Source organism: Nocardiopsis sp. CC223A (assembly GCF_030766825.1).
Taxonomy (GTDB): Bacteria; Actinomycetota; Actinomycetes; order Streptosporangiales; family Streptosporangiaceae; genus Nocardiopsis.
Window position 1 is genome coordinate 61,331 of the sequence record NZ_JASFDV010000023.1, and the last position, 17,269, is coordinate 78,599.

17 protein-coding genes are annotated in these 17,269 nt (G+C 72.8%); 10 read left to right on the top strand and 7 right to left on the bottom strand.

The window, feature by feature from the left end; translation table 11 throughout:
* Positions 1–165: 165 nt before the first annotated feature.
* The gene (locus QJS33_RS12095) at positions 166–1,548 is read left to right on the top strand and encodes a hemolysin family protein (RefSeq protein WP_306368025.1); all 1,383 of its coding nucleotides are present in this window, start codon (positions 166–168) and stop codon (positions 1,546–1,548) included.
* The gene (locus tag QJS33_RS12100; RefSeq protein ID WP_306368026.1) at positions 1,545–2,555 is read left to right on the top strand and encodes a hemolysin family protein; all 1,011 of its coding nucleotides are present in this window, start codon (positions 1,545–1,547) and stop codon (positions 2,553–2,555) included. The genes QJS33_RS12095 and QJS33_RS12100 overlap by 4 nt, the downstream gene beginning before the upstream one ends.
* A gap of 99 nt (positions 2,556–2,654) precedes the next feature.
* Here the strand turns inward: QJS33_RS12100 and QJS33_RS12105 are convergent, their stop codons facing one another.
* The 3 genes from QJS33_RS12105 to QJS33_RS12115 all read right to left on the bottom strand — a co-directional run bounded on the left by QJS33_RS12105 (position 2,655) and on the right by QJS33_RS12115 (position 5,310).
* Positions 2,655–3,083, bottom strand: coding sequence for an organic hydroperoxide resistance protein (locus QJS33_RS12105; RefSeq protein ID WP_306368027.1), 429 nt, complete (start codon positions 3,081–3,083; stop codon positions 2,655–2,657).
* A 65-nt stretch (positions 3,084–3,148) separates the two neighbouring features.
* On the bottom strand, positions 3,149–3,622 hold the full coding sequence (locus tag QJS33_RS12110; protein WP_306368028.1) for a MarR family winged helix-turn-helix transcriptional regulator: 474 nt from the start codon (positions 3,620–3,622) through the stop codon (positions 3,149–3,151).
* Between the two features lie 143 nt (positions 3,623–3,765).
* Positions 3,766–5,310 carry an aldehyde dehydrogenase family protein gene (locus tag QJS33_RS12115; RefSeq protein ID WP_306368029.1) on the bottom strand — a complete coding sequence of 515 codons (1,545 nt, stop codon included), beginning with the start codon at positions 5,308–5,310 and terminating at the stop codon, positions 3,766–3,768.
* A 193-nt stretch (positions 5,311–5,503) separates the two neighbouring features.
* Here QJS33_RS12115 and QJS33_RS12120 point away from each other — a divergent pair, with 193 nt between their 5' ends.
* Complete coding sequence (locus QJS33_RS12120; RefSeq protein ID WP_306368030.1) at positions 5,504–6,568, top strand: pyroglutamyl peptidase; 1,065 nt, start codon at positions 5,504–5,506, stop codon at positions 6,566–6,568.
* A gap of 108 nt (positions 6,569–6,676) precedes the next feature.
* On the opposite strand, the gene QJS33_RS12125 is transcribed toward QJS33_RS12120, so the two are convergent.
* On the bottom strand, positions 6,677–6,907 hold the full coding sequence (locus QJS33_RS12125; RefSeq protein ID WP_306368031.1) for a hypothetical protein: 231 nt from the start codon (positions 6,905–6,907) through the stop codon (positions 6,677–6,679).
* Positions 6,908–7,304: 397 nt separating this feature from the next.
* Here QJS33_RS12125 and QJS33_RS12130 point away from each other — a divergent pair, with 397 nt between their 5' ends.
* Both QJS33_RS12130 and QJS33_RS12135 read left to right on the top strand, forming a co-directional pair.
* Positions 7,305–8,861, top strand: coding sequence for a polysaccharide deacetylase family protein (locus QJS33_RS12130; RefSeq protein ID WP_306368032.1), 1,557 nt, complete (start codon positions 7,305–7,307; stop codon positions 8,859–8,861).
* A gap of 132 nt (positions 8,862–8,993) precedes the next feature.
* The gene (locus tag QJS33_RS12135; protein WP_306368033.1) at positions 8,994–9,731 is read left to right on the top strand and encodes a polysaccharide deacetylase family protein; all 738 of its coding nucleotides are present in this window, start codon (positions 8,994–8,996) and stop codon (positions 9,729–9,731) included.
* 185 nt (positions 9,732–9,916) lie between these two features.
* On the opposite strand, the gene QJS33_RS12140 is transcribed toward QJS33_RS12135, so the two are convergent.
* Positions 9,917–11,374, bottom strand: coding sequence for an aldehyde dehydrogenase family protein (locus tag QJS33_RS12140; RefSeq protein WP_306368034.1), 1,458 nt, complete (start codon positions 11,372–11,374; stop codon positions 9,917–9,919).
* Between the two features lie 55 nt (positions 11,375–11,429).
* Between QJS33_RS12140 and QJS33_RS12145 the strand changes: the two genes are divergently transcribed.
* Positions 11,430–12,041, top strand: a complete 612-nt coding sequence (locus tag QJS33_RS12145; protein ID WP_306368035.1) for a TetR/AcrR family transcriptional regulator — start codon at positions 11,430–11,432, stop codon at positions 12,039–12,041.
* A 152-nt stretch (positions 12,042–12,193) separates the two neighbouring features.
* On the top strand, positions 12,194–12,682 hold the full coding sequence (locus QJS33_RS12150; protein ID WP_306368036.1) for a GNAT family N-acetyltransferase: 489 nt from the start codon (positions 12,194–12,196) through the stop codon (positions 12,680–12,682).
* Positions 12,683–13,029: 347 nt separating this feature from the next.
* Here QJS33_RS12150 and QJS33_RS12155 read toward each other — a convergent pair whose 3' ends face one another.
* Positions 13,030–14,493 (bottom strand): glycoside hydrolase family 43 protein, encoded by a 1,464-nt coding sequence (locus tag QJS33_RS12155; RefSeq protein ID WP_306368037.1) that lies wholly within the window; start codon positions 14,491–14,493, stop codon positions 13,030–13,032.
* A 14-nt stretch (positions 14,494–14,507) separates the two neighbouring features.
* On the opposite strand from QJS33_RS12155, the gene QJS33_RS12160 reads away from it, so the two are divergent.
* On the top strand, positions 14,508–14,651 hold the full coding sequence (locus QJS33_RS12160) for a hypothetical protein (protein ID WP_306368038.1): 144 nt from the start codon (positions 14,508–14,510) through the stop codon (positions 14,649–14,651).
* Positions 14,652–14,776: 125 nt separating this feature from the next.
* Here QJS33_RS12160 and rox read toward each other — a convergent pair whose 3' ends face one another.
* Positions 14,777–16,216 (bottom strand): rifampin monooxygenase, encoded by a 1,440-nt coding sequence (gene rox, locus QJS33_RS12165; protein ID WP_306368039.1) that lies wholly within the window; start codon positions 16,214–16,216, stop codon positions 14,777–14,779.
* A gap of 386 nt (positions 16,217–16,602) precedes the next feature.
* Between rox and QJS33_RS12170 the strand changes: the two genes are divergently transcribed.
* Both QJS33_RS12170 and QJS33_RS12175 read left to right on the top strand, forming a co-directional pair.
* A complete protein-coding gene (locus QJS33_RS12170; protein WP_306368040.1) occupies positions 16,603–16,821 on the top strand; it encodes a hypothetical protein in 219 nt (72 codons plus the stop codon).
* Between the two features lie 214 nt (positions 16,822–17,035).
* Positions 17,036–17,257 carry a hypothetical protein gene (locus tag QJS33_RS12175; protein ID WP_306368041.1) on the top strand — a complete coding sequence of 74 codons (222 nt, stop codon included), beginning with the start codon at positions 17,036–17,038 and terminating at the stop codon, positions 17,255–17,257.
* The last annotated feature ends 12 nt before the right edge of the window (positions 17,258–17,269 follow it).

Sequence of the window (17,269 nt, forward strand, 5' to 3'; positions counted from 1 at the left end):
CACCAGCGCAGAGAGAGGAAAAGTGGACCCGTCCCGAAGTACCGACAGCATCCCCCAGGGATGCTGCGGCCCCGAAACCGACGAGCCTCCTTCTCCCGGGGGCACGCGCCCTCGTAGAACCGTTCCCGGTCGCGCCGGGAACATCGCCCAGGCGGTGCGTGCCCGATGATGAGCACCGTTCTCAGTATCGGCCTGGGGATTCTGGTGGTCTTCCTGATCACCGTGGCGACGGGATACTTCGTCGCCCAGGAATTCGGCTACATGGCCGTGGACCGCTCCCGCCTGCGGGCGCGGGCCTCGGCGGGTGACGCCGGCGCCAAACGGGCGCTGGGCATCACCAATCGCACATCGTTCATGCTCTCCGGTGCCCAGCTGGGCATCACGGTCACCGCTCTGCTCGTCGGTTATGTCGCCGAGCCGCTGATCGGTGAGGGCATCGGCGAGCTCCTCGGCGGCGTGGGGGTGCCCACGGGCATCGGCGTCGCCATCGGCACCGTGCTGGCCCTGCTGTTCTCGACCGTCGTCCAGATGGTCTTCGGCGAGCTCTTCCCCAAGAACCTGGCGATCGCCCGGCCCGAGCCGGTGGCACGTTCCCTGGCTCTGTCCACGGGGATCTACCTCAAGGTCTTCGGCCCGGTCATCTGGCTGTTCGACCAGGCGGCGATCCTGATCCTGAAGCTGGCCCGGATCGAACCGGTGGAGGACGTCCAGCACGCGGCGACCCCGCGCGACCTGGAGAGCATCATCGCCGAGTCCAAGGAGAGCGGCGACCTGCCCGCGGAGCTGTCCACCTTGTTGGACCGCACCCTGGACTTCCACGAGAGCACCGCCGGGCACGCGATGATCCCGCGTCCGGAGGTGTCCACCGTGGAGGAGGGCGACCCGGTCAGCCGGGTCGTCGAGCTCATGGCCTCCGACCACTCCCGTTTCCCGGTCCTGGGCGACGGCGTCGACGACATCGTCGGCGTCATCTGCCTGCGCGACGTGCTCGCGCTCGGCGACCGCGACCTGGAGCACGTCAAGGTCAGCGAGGTGGCCCGGCCCACCGTCATGGTCCCGGCGTCGCTGCCGCTGCCGGGCGTGCTCGACCAGCTGCGCGAGGCGAACGAGGAGTTCGCCTGCGTGGTGGACGAGTACGGCGGCCTGGCCGGTGTGATCACCACCGAGGACCTGGCCGAGGAGCTGGTCGGCGAGATCGCCGACGAGCACACCCCGGAGGAGGAGGCCCCCGCCCACCTGGACGGTGAGGGTTCCTACCTGGTCCCGGGCGGACTGCACATCGACGAGGTGGAGCGGCTGATCGAGCACGACCTACCCGAGGGCGACTACGAGACGCTGGGCGGTCTGGTCATCCACGAGCTGCACCGGCTGCCGCAGGTGGGCGACACCATCGCGTTGGCGCTGCCGCGTCCGGCCAGCGCCCATGACGACGACCCCGACATGGCGCTGACCCTGCGGGTGTCCTCCGTCCAGCGGCACGTGCCGCACACGGTGGAGGTGCGCCTGCACGAGGCCGACTCCGACCGGGCCGAGGAGGTGCGCGCATGAGCGACATGAACATCTGGGTGGCGCTGGCGCTGACCGTCGTCATCATCGCGTTGAGCGCGTTCTTCGTCGCGATCGAGTTCGCGCTGGTGGCGGCCCGCCGCTACCGGTTGGAGGAGGCGGCCAAGACCAGCGCCTCGGCACGGGCGGCCGTCAAGAGCGCCCGGGACCTGTCGCTGCTGCTGGCCGGCTCCCAGCTGGGGATCACGCTGTGCGCGCTGGCGCTGGGCGCGATCTCCAAGCCCGCGGTGCACCACCTGCTGGAGCCGCTGTTCGGCGGCCTGCCCAGCGCGGTGGGGTACGTGGTGTCGTTCGTCCTCTCGCTCGTCGTGGTGACGTTCCTGCACCTGGTCGTGGGCGAGATGGCCCCCAAGTCGTGGGCGATCTCGCACCCGGAGAAGTCGGCGATCATGCTGGCGATCCCGATGCGGGCGTTCATGTGGTTCACCCGTCCGCTGCTGCTGGCCCTGAACGGAATGGCCAACTGGTGCCTGCACCGGTTCGGGGTCGAGGCCGTGGACGAGATGCACTCGGGCCACAACCCCGAGGACGTGCGGGAGCTGGTGGAGCACTCGGCCAAGGCCGGTGCGCTGGACTCCGAGCGCCGTGACCAGCTGGCCACGGCGCTGGAGGTCAACTCCCGTCCGCTGAGCGAGATCGTCACCCCCAGCGAGGAGATCGCCTCGGTGGAGCCCGACGACGGTGTGGAGGAGATCAAGCGGGTCTCCCGCGAGTCCTCGCACCTGCGCCTGGTGGTCATGGACGGCGGGGTTCCGGTGGGCGTGCTGCACGTGCGCGAGGCGCTGACGAGCCCGGCGGGGACGACCGCCGCGGACCTGATGCGCCCGGTGCTGACGCTGCCCGCGGGCACGCCGATGTACTCGGCGATGAGCACCATGCGGGAGAGCCGCAGCCACCTGTCCCTGGTGGAGGAGGACGGCGAGACCATCGGTCTGGTCACCCTCCAGGACATCCTGGACCGGCTGCTGCTGCTGGACACCGCCGCCTGAAGGTGACGGCCGGGCCCGGGGTCGTACGGCCCCGGGCCCGGCCGCGGCACGGAGAAGGGGGCGCCCCGCCGGGGCGCCCCCTTCGTGTACGGCGTCGGCTCAGACGGCCTTGGCCGACAGCTTCACCTCGATGTTGCCGCGGGTGGCCCGGGAGTAGGGGCACATCTGGTGGGCGGCCTCGACCAGTTCCTCGGCCTTGGCCTGGTCGACCCCGGGGATGGTGACGTCCAGCTCCACCTCCAGGTCCAGGCCCTCGTCGGACTTGCCCAGGCTGACGTGCGACTCGATGGTGGACCCGTCGACGTTCGTCTTGTCCTTGCGGGCGACGGCCTTGAGCGCGCCGTGGAAGCACGCGGCGTAGCCGACGGCGAAGAGCTGCTCGGGGTTGGTGCCCGGGCCGTCGTCGCCGCCCATGCCCTTGGGCACGGACAGCTCCACGTCCAGGCGGCCGTCGGCGGTGGTGCCGTGTCCCTTGCGGCCTTCGCCGGTGACGGTGGCCTGGGCGGTGTACATGACGTCGTATGCCATGGATTCCTCTCCTCGGGGCTCCGGACGGAGCCCGTCTCGGTGTGTGTCGGCCGGTCGGGTGGCCCTCATCCCTGTGCGCCGCAGGCGCGCCGGGCCGCCGCGCGCTCGACCGAACGGGTGATCCCGTCCAGGACGGAGATCAGCTCACGGGCGTCGCCGGCCGGTATCTCGGCGGCGCAGACAAGCTGCCCGGGGATGCCCAGGGCCCGCTCGCGCATCGCCGCACCGTGCCCGGTGAGCCCGATCTCGACGACGCGCTCGTCCGCGGCGCTGCGGGTGCGGGTGATCGCCCCCGCGGTCTCCAGTCGGCGCAGCAGCGGCGACAGGGTGCCCGAGTCCAGGTGCAGGACCCGGCTGAGCCCCTTGACGCTGAGGGTTCCGTGCTCCCACAGCGCGAGCATGACCAGGTACTGGGGGTAGGTCAGGCCCAGGTCTCCCAGCAGCTCCCGGTAGAGCCCGGTCAGGGCCCGGGAGGCGGCGTACAGGGAGAAGCACAGCTGGTTGTCCAGGGCGAGCGGGTCGTACTCGGTCTCGGCCATGGTCTCTCCTCCCCGTCCCGTCGGTGCGGTCATACCGTAGCAGGGTTCAATTGTCCACAACAAGATTGAGCACAAACATTTTTTCGGGCAGGCCCGTGCCCGGGGAACGGGGCGGCCCCGGGCGGGACCGCCCCACCGGCGTCCTAAAGGAAGCGGACCCCCTGCGCCAGCGGCAGCTCACCGCCGAAGTTCACCGTGTTGGTGGCCCGGCGCATGTACGCCTTCCACGAGTCCGAACCCGACTCGCGGCCCCCGCCGGTGTCCTTCTCCCCGCCGAACGCCCCGCCGATCTCCGCACCCGAGGTGCCGATGTTGACGTTGACGATCCCGCAGTCGGACCCCGCCGAGGACAGGAACCGCTCCGCCTCCTGCTGGTCGCGCGTGAAGATCGCCGAGGACAGCCCCTGCGGGACCCCGTTGTGCAGCTCCACCGCCTCCTCCAGGGTGCGGTAGGTGAGCACGTACAGGATCGGCGCGAACGTCTCCTGGCGCACCACCTCGGTCTGCCCCGGCATCCGCACCACGGCGGGCTCCACGTAGTAGGCGTCCTTGGCGTCCTGCTCCAGCCGCCGCGCCCCGCCGACCAGCACCCGGCCGCCGTCGGCCTCGGCCCGGTCCAGCGCGTCGCGCATCGCCGTGTACCCGCGCTCGCCGATGAGCGGACCCACCAGCGTCTCCTCGGCGAACGGGTCGCCGATGCGCTCCTCCAACTGCCGGTAGGCGGCCGCGATCTTCTCCGCGACCTCCTCCACCACGTCCTCGTGCACGATGAGGCGGCGCAGACTCGTGCAGCGCTGCCCGGCCGTGCCCGCCGCGGCGAACACGCTCCCGCGCACCACCAGGTCCAGGTCGGCCGAGGGGGCCACCACGGCGGCGTTGTTGCCGCCCAGCTCCAGCAGGTACCGGCCCATCCGCGCCGCCACCCGCGGCGCCACCGCCCTGCCCATCGCCGTGGACCCGGTCGCCGACAGCAGCGCCACCCGCGCGTCCTCCACCAGCGCCTCGCCCACCGCCCTGTCCCCCAGCACCACACGGTGGACGTCGGTCGGCGCCCCGGTCTCCCGCACGGCCCGCATCAGCAGCGCGTGGCAGGCCAGCGCCGTCAGCGGCGTCAGCTCCGAGGGCTTCCACACGACCGTGTCACCGCACACCAGGGCGATACAGGTGTTCCACGACCACACCGCCACCGGGAAGTTGAACGCGGTGATCACCCCGACCACGCCCAGCGGGTGCCAGGTCTCCATCAGCCGGTGCCCGGGACGCTCCGAGGGCATGGTCCGCCCGTACAGCTGGCGGGACAGGCCCACCGCGAACTCGCAGACGTCGATCATCTCCTGGACCTCGCCCAGCGCCTCGGAGCGGATCTTGCCCGCCTCGATCGTCACCAGCTCGGCCAGGTCGCCCTTGTGCTCGCGCAGCAGCTCGCCCAGGCGGCGCACCAGCGCCCCGCGCACCGGCGCCGGGGTGTCCCGCCAGGCCGGGAAGGCGGCGTGCGCGGCCGCCACCGCCCGCTCGGCGGAGGCCGCCGTGTCGAACTCCACGGGGAACAGGATCCCCCCGGTGACGGGGGTCCGCGCGGCTCCGGCGGCGCCGACCGGCTCGCGCAGCCGGTCGATGCCGCACCGGGCCAGCGCCTCCCTGGCACGCTCGGCGAGGTGTTCGGTGTCGGGGAGTCCGGAAGTGTGCATGTGCGACTCTCTTCGTCGAGAGGGGGCAGGACACTCAACACCCTGCCAAGTCCGAGGCCGCCGGTCCAGCCCCACCGTCCAGGTTTCGCGGCGCACCCGATCCCCGCCCCCCGGGGCGTCCCCCCGCGACGTTAGACTCGCGAGCGCCCATCCCCCGGCCGCACCGGCCGCCTTCGAGACAGACAGCGATCCCGTGCACCACGACACCACCCCCGAAGAGGACCGCGCCGACCTCGACGCCCCCCGGAAGATCCTCGAACGCTCCGGGTTCGGAGCCGCCGTCCCCCTCTTCACCGCCGACCTCAACGACGCCGCCGACACCGAGGCGGCCCGCCAGGCCGTCGCCGCCCACGCCTCGCGGCTGTGGACCGAGGCCGTCCGCACCGGTGCCGGAACGGTCGACGACCGCCCCCTGTACTGGGCCCGGCTGCTGTTGGCCGCCCGCCTGCGCACCTGGCGGCCCGCCTTCGACCTGGCCGACGAGGACCGCGCCGGGCTCCTCCACCTGCTGGAGACCGCCTCGCGCGGTATCACCGAACTGCTCTTCCCGCCCGGCGAGCGCCTGCTGCGCATCGTCGTCACCGGGTTCGACCCCTTCCGCCTGGACGAGGACCCCGCCCGCGCCAACCCGTCGGGGGCCGCCGCCCTGGACCTGAACGGGTGGACCTTCCCCGTGGGCGGGCGCACCGCCGTGGTGCGCACCGCGATCTTCCCGGTCCGCTGGGCCGACTTCGACGCGGGCCTGGTGGAGGAGGCCCTGGGCCGGGTCCACCACGGGGAGGCCGACGCGGTCATCACCCTCAGCCGCGGCCGCCCCGACCGGTTCGACCTGGAGGTGTGGAACGGGGTGTGGCGCGGCGGCGGCACCGACAACCTGGGGGTGGCGCGCACCGGCCGGGCCCTGCCCGGGGACGCCCCCGAGTGGACACGCTCCACCCTGCCGGTGGCGGAGATCGCCGCCCGGGTCGGGGGGCCGGTGGTGATCAACACCGAGGTCACCGAGGTCCCGGCGGGCGGCGGTGAACCGGTCGTGCGCCCCGACGGGCCCACCCCGGGCTCGGCGGCCCGGCGCGGTGGCGGCGGGGACTACCTGTCCAACGAGGTCGCCTACCGCAACACCCTGCTGCGCGACCGGGCCGGGTCCTCGATCCCGGCGGGGCACGTGCACCTGCCCCGCACCGGTTCCGTCGACGACCACGCCGCGGTGCTGGCCCGGGTGCGCGAGGTGGTCGCCGCGGTGGCCGGAACCCTGGTCTGAGCCGGACAGGAGAACGGCGGGCGCGCAGCCGCGGGGGCCGCGCGCCCGCCGCGTCGACGGGCCGTGCCGACCGGGGGCCGGCCGACCGGGATCAGTACGTGGGCGGCGTCACCACGTACCCATGTACCCGACCCCGTACAGGAGCAGGTAGACGACCCCGATCACGACCCCCGCGCCGAACAGCACCCAGGAGATGATGGTGCACGTCTTGGCGGACTTGGGGCTGCTGGTCGCCGTGGCCGCGCCGATGATGCCCAGGATCAGGCCGACGATGGCGAAGGGCCAGCACACGCACACGGCGAGGACGTTGGCGATGATCGCACCGATGGCCGCGCCCATGCTGAAGGGCGGTTCCTGGGGGCCGTAGCCTCCCGAGGGCGGCGGCGGGGGGTAGCCGCCGGGGCCGCCGGGCGGTGGCGGCGGGTAGCCGCCGGGCCCGCCCGGCGGGGGGTAACCGCCGCCCGGCGGGGGATAACCGCCGGTTCCTCCCGGAGGCGGGGGGAGATATCCTCCGGTGCCGTCGTTGGGCGGCTGTCCGGGGCCTGGACCGTAGCTCATGAGTCCCTTTCGAAACAGATGCGTGGAGCGGAGACCACGCTAGGGGTTAGGACGCACGCGACGACCCTCAGGTTCTCCCGCTCGCGTTTGTTCAGTCTTCCCAAAAATCATGACAGAGGGTATCCAATCGGGCGCGCTCTGATTATTCTTTCGGCGACCCCTTCGATATGGTCCCCTCGTGCTTGCCACCTCGATTAGCCGAAAACTCGCCGTCACCGCCGCGCTGGGCCTGCTCCTGGTACCCGGCTGCCACACCGCGGAACAGGCCCTGCCCTACGCCGAAGCCGTGCGGATACCACTCGACGCATGGCCTGCGGTACAGGTGGGAACCCGTTCGGTGGCCACCGGCGCCGGCACGGTCGAATACCGCTACCCGATCCTGGGCGCGGGCCATCCGCTGACCGCGGAGATCCACACCTCCATGGCCGAGCGACAGACCGAATTCCTGGAAGCCCTGCCCGAGAGCGGTACACCCGAGCTGTTCCAGGACACGACCGTGCTGGCCGCCTCGCCGCGGGTGGTGGGGATCCGTGTCACCGAGACCACCAGGGCCGGGGTCAACGAGACCTTCGGCGCCCGCACCCTGTGGTACGACGCGCAGCACGACACCGTGCTGCCCTGGACGTCGCTGTTCCGCGACGAGGCGGCCATCGAACGCGCCCACCTGGCCATCGCCGACGTGCTGGAGGACGGCTACGACATGCCGACCGAGCAGCTGCCCGGCCTGGTCGGCGAGGTGGCGCAGCGCGCCGCCCGGCAGGAGGCGGGGGGTTCCGGGCCCGGCGAGGCCGGCGCGGGCGGCGTCCCGCCCTCCCCCGACCCCGTCGGGGAGGAGACCGCCCCGCTGGACCTGTCCGACCCCGAGCAGGCGCTGCGCGCCGCCGAGCTGTGGGCGGGCTCGCCCCTGGCCGACCTGGCCTTCAGCACCGCGGGCGGACTGGCGGTGCGCATGGAGCCGGGCGAGGTGCCCGGGGCCGGCCGGGTCGGCGAGGTCCTGCTGCCGGTGGAGCCCGAGGACGCCGAGGACCTGCTGTCGGAACTGGGCTACCACGCACGGGAGGCGGCCCTGTCCGGCGAACCCGATTTCCCGCTGGGCGGGGAGCTGTCGGTCGAGGGCGACAGCCTGGACTGCTCCCGGCTCAAATGCGTGGCGCTGACCTTCGACGACGGCCCGGGCGAGGACACCGAGCGGTTGTTGGACATGCTGGCCGGGTACGACGCCCGCGCCACGTTCTACGTACTGGGCTCGCTGGTGGAGGAGTTCCCCGAGGTGGTGGAGCGCACCCACGCCGAGGGGCACGAGATGGGCAACCACTCCTGGAAGCACGACGACCTGGCGGCCAAGTCGGAGGCGCAGGTCGTCGACGACATCACGCGCACCAACGACGCGATACGGGCGGTCACCGGATCGGACCCGCTGACGGTCCGCCCGCCCTACGGGTCGCTCAACGGGACCGTGCGCAGGGCCGTGGACCAGCCGCTGATCCTGTGGGACGTCGACACCATGGACTGGCAGAGCCGCGACACCGCCAAGGTGGCCGAGCACGCGCTGACGCACACGACGGCGGGCAGTGTGGTGCTCTTCCACGACATCCACCCGAGCACGGTGGACGCCGTGCCCGAGGTGCTGGAGGGGCTGCACCGGCGGGGGTACCACTTCGTGACCGTCGGCGACCTGTTCGGGCTGGAGTCGCTGGCTCCGGGCGACGTGTTCACCGACGCCCGCGCGGGCTGAGGCGCCGGGCGCGCGGACCCCCGCCGTGGCGGGGGTTTGCGCATTTCATTCCCCTATGGGCTTAAAGAGCGGTTCGTCACTTCGTGGGATTTTCCCTTTCCCCAGGTCACGGGCTCGCATACATTCTCCTGCGTGAACGTTACCTTTCCGAAACCCAAAATCGCCCTGGCCGCCACCGGTGGACTCGCCCTGGCCGCCCTCCTGATCCCCGCCTCGCCCACCGCGGCGGACACCGCTCTACAGGCCGAGGCCAAGAGCATCGCGGCCCCGGACTGCGCCAAGGAGAAGTGCGTCGCCCTGACCTTCGACGACGGCCCCGGACAGTACACCGACACGGTCCTGGACGCCCTCGCCGACCACGACGCCAAGGCCACCTTCTACGTGCTCGGCTCCAAGGTCGGGAACTTCCCCGACACCGTGGAGCGCATGGCCGACGACGGCCACGAGATCGGCAACCACACCTGGAAGCACGACGACCTGGCCACCCTGTCCGGCTCCGCCATCAAGGACGACCTCGAACGCACCGACAAGGCCATCGAGGACATCACCGGCGAGAAGCCCACCACCATGCGCCCGCCCTACGGCTCCCTCAACGACACCGCACGCGAGGCCATCGACAAGCCCATCGTCCTGTGGGACGTGGACACCCTCGACTGGCAGAGCCGCGACACCGGCGCCGTCACCGACGTCACCCTGGAGCAGACCGACCGGGGCAGCGTCGTCCTCTTCCACGACATCCACGAGAGCACCGTCGACGCCGTCCCCGGCATCCTCGACGGGCTCGCCGAGGACGGCTACACCTTCGTGACCGTCTCCGAACTGACCGGAAACGACCTGGAGCCCGGCGTCGCCATCACCGACGCACGCTAGGACGTGCTCCGTGGACGCCGCTCGTCGCGAGCGGGGTCCCGGTGCCTGCACCGCAGGGCCGGAGAAGGAGTCGGGGCGGGTTCTCCTGCCGACCGGTGAGAACGCGGCGGGGGATGTGCCGGGGCGCCGCGCAGCAGGGTGGGCATCCGCGGAACACGCCCTGGCCGCCCGCCCGCGCTCCGGGCCTACAGCATCCGCCGCAGGATCTTCTCCTTCAGGTCCGTGATCGGCGCGTAGGCCACCCGCATGGTGTCCAGCACCAGCGACTTGTCCAGCACCGACTTGGTGTGCGAGAACGTGTCGATGGACGCCGTCGAGTGGTAGGCGCCCATGCCGCTCTCGCCCACCCCGCCGAACGGCAGGTCGGGCACGGCCAGGTGCGCGATGGGCAGACCGAAGCCCAGGCCGCCGGAGGAGGTCTCCGTGGTCAGCCGGCGCTTGGTCTCCTCCGACTCCGTGAACGCGTACAGGGCCAGGGGCTTGTCCCGCTCGTTGACGAACGCGATCGCCGCGTCCAGGTCCGGGACACCGATCACCGGCAGGATCGGGCCGAAGATCTCCTCGGCCATGACCGGGCTGTCGGCGGAGACGTCGCCCAGCACCGTCGGCGCGATGTACAGGTCGTCGCGGTCGTGGTGGCCGCCCGCCACCACCGTGCCGCTCTCCAGCAGCGCGACCAGGCGGTCGAAGTGGCGCTCGTTGACGATGCGCCCGTAGTCGCCGCTGGCCTTGGGGTCCGTACCGAACATCTCGGTGATCGCGGCCGCCAGCTCCCGCTGGAGCGCCTCGGCGGTGTCACCGATCGCCAGCACGTAGTCCGGCGCCACACAGGTCTGGCCGGCGTTGGTGAACTTGCCCCACGCCAGCCGCCGCGCCGTGGCGGCCGGGTCCGCACCCGGCTCCACGATGGCGGGGCTCTTGCCGCCCAGTTCCAGGGTGACCGGGGTCAGGTGCTTGACCGCGGCCGCCATCACGATGCGGGCCACCTGGCCGTTGCCGGTGTAGAAGATGTGGTCGAAGTGCTGCTCCAGCAGTGCGGTGCTCTCGGGGACTCCGCCCTCGACCACGGCGACGGCCTCCGAGTCCAGGTACCGGGGCACCAGGTCGGCCAGCAGCGCCGACGTCGCCGGGGACAGCTCGCTGGGCTTGAGCACCGCCGCGTTGCCCGCGGCCAGGGCGCCGACCAGGGGTGCCAGCGCCAGGTTGACCGGGTAGTTCCACGGGCTGATGATGAGCACCGTGCCCAGCGGCTCGCGGACCGTGCGGGCCTTGGCGGGGGCCAGCGCCATCGGCACCGGCACGCGCCGGGGGCGCAGCCACGAGGCCAGGTGCTTGAGCGTGTGGTCGATCTCGTTGATGACGAAACCGATCTCGGTGGTGTGCGCCTCGACGGGGCTCTTGCCCAGGTCGGACTTGAGCGCCTTCTCCAGAGCGGGGCGCTCCTGGACCAGGAGGGCGCGCAGCTGCCGCAGCTGGGCGCGGCGCCAGCCGATGGGCTTGGTGCGGCCGGAGGCGAAGGCGGCGCGCAGGCCGCGCACGAGCGCGGCGATCTCCGCCGCCGCGTCGCCGTCGATGGGCGCGGGGGCGGCGGTCTGGACGGTGGCCTGTCGGACGGTCGGGGTGCCAGGGGTGTCGTTCGTCATACCCGGATACTAAACGAAACCTTTTCGTTTTGACCAGGGAACATAGGATGCCTCCATGACCACCGACCATCTGCCGGAGACGACGCCCCGCCGGGGCAGGCCGAGGGACGCAGCCCGGGACCGCGCGCTGATGGACGCCACCCTGGACGAGCTGCGCCTGCACGGCTACGGCGGACTGACCACCGCCGCCGTCGCCCGCCGCGCCGGCGTCTCCACCGCCACCCTGTACCGCCGCTGGCGCTCCAAGGAGCACCTGGTGGTCGAGGCCGCGGCGGTGTGGTGCGAGGACCTGGGCCCCGACCGCGACACCGGGGGCCTGCGCTCGGACCTGGGCGTGCTGCTGCACGACAAGGCCACCGCCCTGGACGGCCCCTCGGGGCAGCTGCTGCGCGCCATCCTGGGCGAGGCGGCGCACAACCGGGCGCTGGCCGACGTGCTGGTGAGCGAGTACGTGGCGCCGTTGCAGGACCGGGTGGCGGCCATCGTGGCCCGCGCGGCCGACCGGGGGGAGATCCCGCCGGTGGAGGACCCGGCGGTGGTGGGCGAGCTGATCATCGGGCCGATGGTGACGCACACGTTCCTGGTCCCGCACGCACCGGGCGAGCGGCCGGGGCAGGACATCGCGGACCGGCTGCTCCCCTACCTGCTGCGGGCACTGGGGGCGTAGGAGGGGGTGTGCGGCGCAGCCGCACTCCTCTTCGGGTTTTCTCGGTTCCGTATCGCCTAACCGCCACCTGTACGACGTAGATTCACCGTACTTCGGCCACGGAACCACAAACGGCTTGCGGGGGCATGAACCCGGACAGCACACTGTCCGCCATGCAGATCCGCACCGCGCTCCCGGCCGACTGGCCCGCCATCTGGCCCTTCCTCCACCGGATCGTCGCCGCCGGCGACACCTTCACCTACCCCACCGACCTGGACGAGGAGACCGCGCGCGACATGTGGCTCCTCCCCGAGCCGGACCGGACGGTGGTCGCGGTGGACGGCGACGGCCGCGTTCTGGGCACCGCCAAGATGAACCGGAACCACGGGGGCAACGCCTCGCACATCGCGAGCACGAGCTACATGGTCGACCCCGAGCACTCCGGCAAGGGGGTGGGGCGGGCCCTGTGCGAGTACTCGCTGGACTGGGCGCGCGCCGCGGGGTACCGCGGGATGCAGTTCAACGCGGTGGTGGAGGGGAACGAGCGGGCGGTGGGCCTGTACCGGTCGCTGGGGTTCGAGGTGGTCGGAACACTGCCGGAGGGGTTCGACCACCCGCAGCGGGGATTCGTGGGGCTGCACATCATGTACCGGCGGCTGTGAACCCGGCCCGGCCGGGATTCGAACACAGATATGACATTCGGCCCCGCCGCGCCGTCCAAGGCGCCGGCATTTCCCCATAACTCCGCTCCGTGACACCCGCGTCACGGAAAAAGTCGGAGCCGCCCGGTGCACCGACACCATGGCGGCTCCCGGGCCCGCCCGGCGCCGACGAGCGGTTCCCCGCCCCCAAACGCGACAACGAGCACTGCAACCCCGACAGGGACTCGCCCCGCTACCGGACCGTCATCCGCCTCGCCCCCGGCGGGGACCCCGTCGCCGTCCCCTGCCCCGCCTGCGGCCGCGGAACCCCCGCACCCCGTCCCCACAACAGCGGTGGCGGCTCGCGGTCACGTACCGCCCAGGTACTCCACGGAGCGCACCTCGATCCCGCCTCCGGTGCAGGAGACGCCGACCATGCGGCCGGTGAACCCCCCGGCCACCTCCGTGGACAGGTACCGTCCGTCCAGCCGGGCCAGTTCGACGGCTCCCCGCGGGGTGCGGACCCCGGCGACGACCACGTCCGGGCCCCGCTCCCGGCTGTGCAGGGGCGCCGTCGGGGGGATCACACGCAGTTCGAGCACCGTCTCCGGCGTCAGGGGGAGGTCCCCGAGCACGGTGGTGAGCGGTCCGGCCTGTGCCACGGCGCGCACCCGGTGCGCGTCGACCTCCAGCGCGAACCGGTGGGCGGGGTCGATGCGCAGTTCCAGGGCGCCGGTCCCGCCGTCCGCGGTGACGGCCGCCCGGGCGGTCATGGTGGTGTGCTCCTGGCGGCGGCCGACGAACGCCCGCCCGGGGCCCGGCGGGGTCATCCGCCACCGGTCGCCCGACCACCGCAGCACCCGGTCGGGGAAGACGCCGGCCCCGACCCAGTCGACACCGATCACGCCGTCGGAGAGGACCGACCGGACCGGCGGCCGCGGCGGCGGTTCGAGCGGGCCCGAGACCACGGGCCGGCCGTCCAGCCAGGCGATGTCGGCGGCGAACGTCTCCCGGCCCAGCACGTGCCAGCCGGGGAAGGAGCCCGCGGGCCGCACACCGAGGAACACCATCGCCCACGACCCGTCGGGGCGTTGGACCAGGTCGGCGTGGCCGGTGTTCTGGACCGGCCCGGGGGTGCCCCGGGCGGTCAGCAGGGGGTTGCCCGGGCAGGCCTCGAACGGCCCCTGCGGGGATGGGCCCCGGGCGACCGTGACCGCGTGCCCGGGACCGGTCCCGCCCTCGGCGATCACGAGGTACCACCACCGGCCCACCCGGTACAGGTGCGGTCCCTCCGGGTCCCTGCCGCCGGTACCGCTCCACAGGGTGCGCGGCTCGGACAGCAGCCCGCCGGTGGCCGGGTCCAGGACGGCCTGGCGGATACCGCCGTCGGACCAGGTGAGCAGGCACCGGCCGGCCTCGTCCCACACCAGGTCGGGGTCGATCCCGCCCGCTCCGCGGATGCGCACGGGGTCCGACCACGGCCCGGCGGGGTCGGTCGCGGTCATCAGCAGGTGGCCGGGGCCGGCGGAGACGTCGGTCGTCACCAGGAAGAAGGTCCCGTCACGGTGGCGCAGGGTCGGGGCGTACACGCCGCCGGAGGGGCCCGCGCCGGCCGGCAGCTGCGCGGGGCGGTCCATCACGTGGCCGATCGGCTCCCAGGCGAGGAGGTCCCGGGACCGGAACAGGGGGACCCCCGGCGCGTACTCGAAGCTCGAACACGCCAGGTAGAAGACATCGCCGACCCGGCAGACGGTGGGGTCGGGGTGGAAGCCCCCGAGAATCGGACGGGTCGGCGGCACACCGGCCGGGGGGACCGCCTCGGGCTCGAACACGCGACGAGTGTGCCATGCCCGGCGCGTTCCCGGGTAGGGGGTCGCGGGCGCGGGACGCCGCCGGGTCCGCGCACGCGCACCGCGCCGGACCCGGCGCCGGCCCCGTCGTGGGCACCGTCGACGGGATCCACACCGAGAAGACCGTCGACTTCGCCTGACCGGCCGGGACCCCGGGGGCGAGGCGACCGCCGACGCCGCACCGCGCCGCCCGCGGGGTCCGTGCCCGTGCGGCACGGGCCCGGACCGGACCACGGTCACCGTTCCGGCGACCGTGACCGGAGGCTCAGGCCGCGGCGCCGAACCACCTCGACAGGGCGTCGGGCAGCCCCTCCTGCTCCCGCCCCACCCACACCGCGTGGCCGTCAGGGCGCAGCAGCACCGCGGGCACGCCCATCCCCTCCAGTTCCTCACTGTCGTCGACCACGTGGTCCACCCGGTCCCGCCACCCCTTCGCCGACAGCCTCCCCGTCCGGTCCAGCAGGAGTCCGCGGCCGCCGTGCATCAGCCCGTACAGGCGCCCGCCCGCCTTCAGCCCCACGTCCCGCAGCCGCCTGCCGAGCAGTGCGTGCCCCTCCCCGCCGACGTCGTAGCGGATCCCCGTCGCGATGATCTTCTCGGTCAGGTACCGGTTCACCTCCTCCAGGTCCATCAGCTCCGACACCAGGCGGCGCGCCGCCTGCGGCCCCGGCTCCGGGGACATCAGCTCCATCTGCGCGCGGGTGTTGTCCAGCACGTCGGCCGCCACCGGGCGCCGTTCCGTCCCGTAGGTGTCCAACAGGCCCTCCGGTGCCCGGCCGTTCACCTCGGCGGCCAGCTTCCACCCCAGGTTGAAGGCGTCCTGGATCCCCAGGTTGAGCCCCTGGCCGCCCACCGGCGGGTGGATGTGCGCCGCGTCCCCCGCCAGCAGCACCCGGCCCACCCGGTAGCGGTCCGCCAGCCGGGTGGCGTCGCCGAAGCGGGACATCCAGCGCGGGGAGTGCACCCCGAAATCGGTGCCCGCGTACTTCCGCAGCTGCCGTTTGAAGTCCTCCAGGGTCGGCGCGACGGCCCGGTCCCGCACCACCCCCTCCGCGGGCACGACCAGCCGGTGGACCCCGTCCCCGATGGGCCCGACACCGAAGCGCAGATGGGTCTTACGCACCTCGGTCATCACCGCCAGCAGCTCGTCCGGCGGCGCGGTCACCTCCATCTCGCCCAGCAGCGTCTGCGTCCGGTCGGGCTCGCCGGGGAAGCCGACCCCCAGCAGCCTGCGCACGGTGCTGCGGCCGCCGTCGCAGCCGACGAGGTGGCGCGCACGCAGCCGCGTTCCGTCGGCCAGTTCGACGTCCACCCCCTCCTCGTCCTGTGCCAGGCCGACCAGTTCGCGGCCGCGCCGGATGTCGGCGCCGGCCTCGGCGGCGTGCTCCTCCAGCAGCCGGTCGATGGCGGTCTGCGGGATGCCGAGCACGTAGCCGTGCGCGGTGTCCAACCCCGTGGGGGCGGGCTTGCGGATGGCGGCGAAGAAGCCGCCGAGGGGGTACTCGTGCCCTTCTGCGAGGAACCGGCCCAGCAGGCCGCGCTGGTCCATCACCTCGATGCTGCGCGCGTGCAGCCCCAGCGCGCGGACGAACGGCGGCCGCTCGGCGTCCCTCTCCAGCACGACCACCCCCACCCCGTGCAGTCGCAGCTCGGCGGCCAGCATCATGCCGGTCGGTCCCCCGCCGGCGATGACCACGTCGATCATGTGTCCCCCGTTCGGTCCAGTGGAAGGGCGGTACGCCCGTTCGCGGGTCCTGCGATCCCCGCAGGTGACGGCCGCGATCGACGATTCTGCTCCCTGCCCCGGGTCTTGCCGCAAGCCCCGGGGTGCGCTATAGATTGAAAGTGGCAGGAGGTTCCCGGAACCCCTGCCTTTTCTTCTGCGCCCCGGCCCCTCGCCCGCACGCGCCACCACGGCGGACCCCCGAAGCAAGGTTTCCGCAAGGAACGTTCACGGCTTCGCCGAGAGGATGCTCCGACATCGCGGAACGGCCGGTCGGCGGCCCGGACCCCGGGGCGGGGCGACCCCCTCCGGTGCCCGGGACGCGTCCGGCCACCACCGCGGACACCGGAAGGAATCGGAGTTCCCCTATGGACGCGACACCCCTCGTTCGCCTCGGCGAGCGGATCCTCGAACGCATCGTCCCCAAGGCCACGGCCCGGGCGGCGGAGCGCTGTCACTTCCAGTACCGGTGCGTGTACCGCTCCGCCACCTGCGGCGGTGTCCGGGAATCCCGGCAGCGCCGCCGGGTCTGCGTCGACAGCGGTGACACCTTCTACGGCTCCTGGGTGACCGTCGGCTGCTGCTGACCCGCCCCCGCGGCCCCGTTGCACCGTCCGCGGGGCCGCGCGTTCCCCCGCCCCGCACCCGGACGGCCCCGTGCCCTTGCGCGCTCCGGCCGGATCGGGTCCCGGCCCTCCTCGCCGGCGGTCCGCCGATTCAAAGAATCCGCAAGAAACACCCAAGGTGGCTCCGGGAGCCTGGCACGGCACCACGGACACCGCACAGAGTCAGGAGTTCCCCATGAACACCACGCCCCTGGTCCGCTTCCGCGACCTCATCCTCGAACGACTCGCGCCGAAGGCCACCGCCCAGGCCATGCCGACCGTGTGCACCTACCAGTACCGGTGCGTGTACCGCTCCGCCACCTGCGGCGGTGTCCGGGAATCCCGGCAGCGCCGCCGGGTCTGCGACGGCACCGGCGGCGGCAGCACCGGCCCCTGGGTGACCATCGGCTGCTGCTGACCCGCGCCGGTG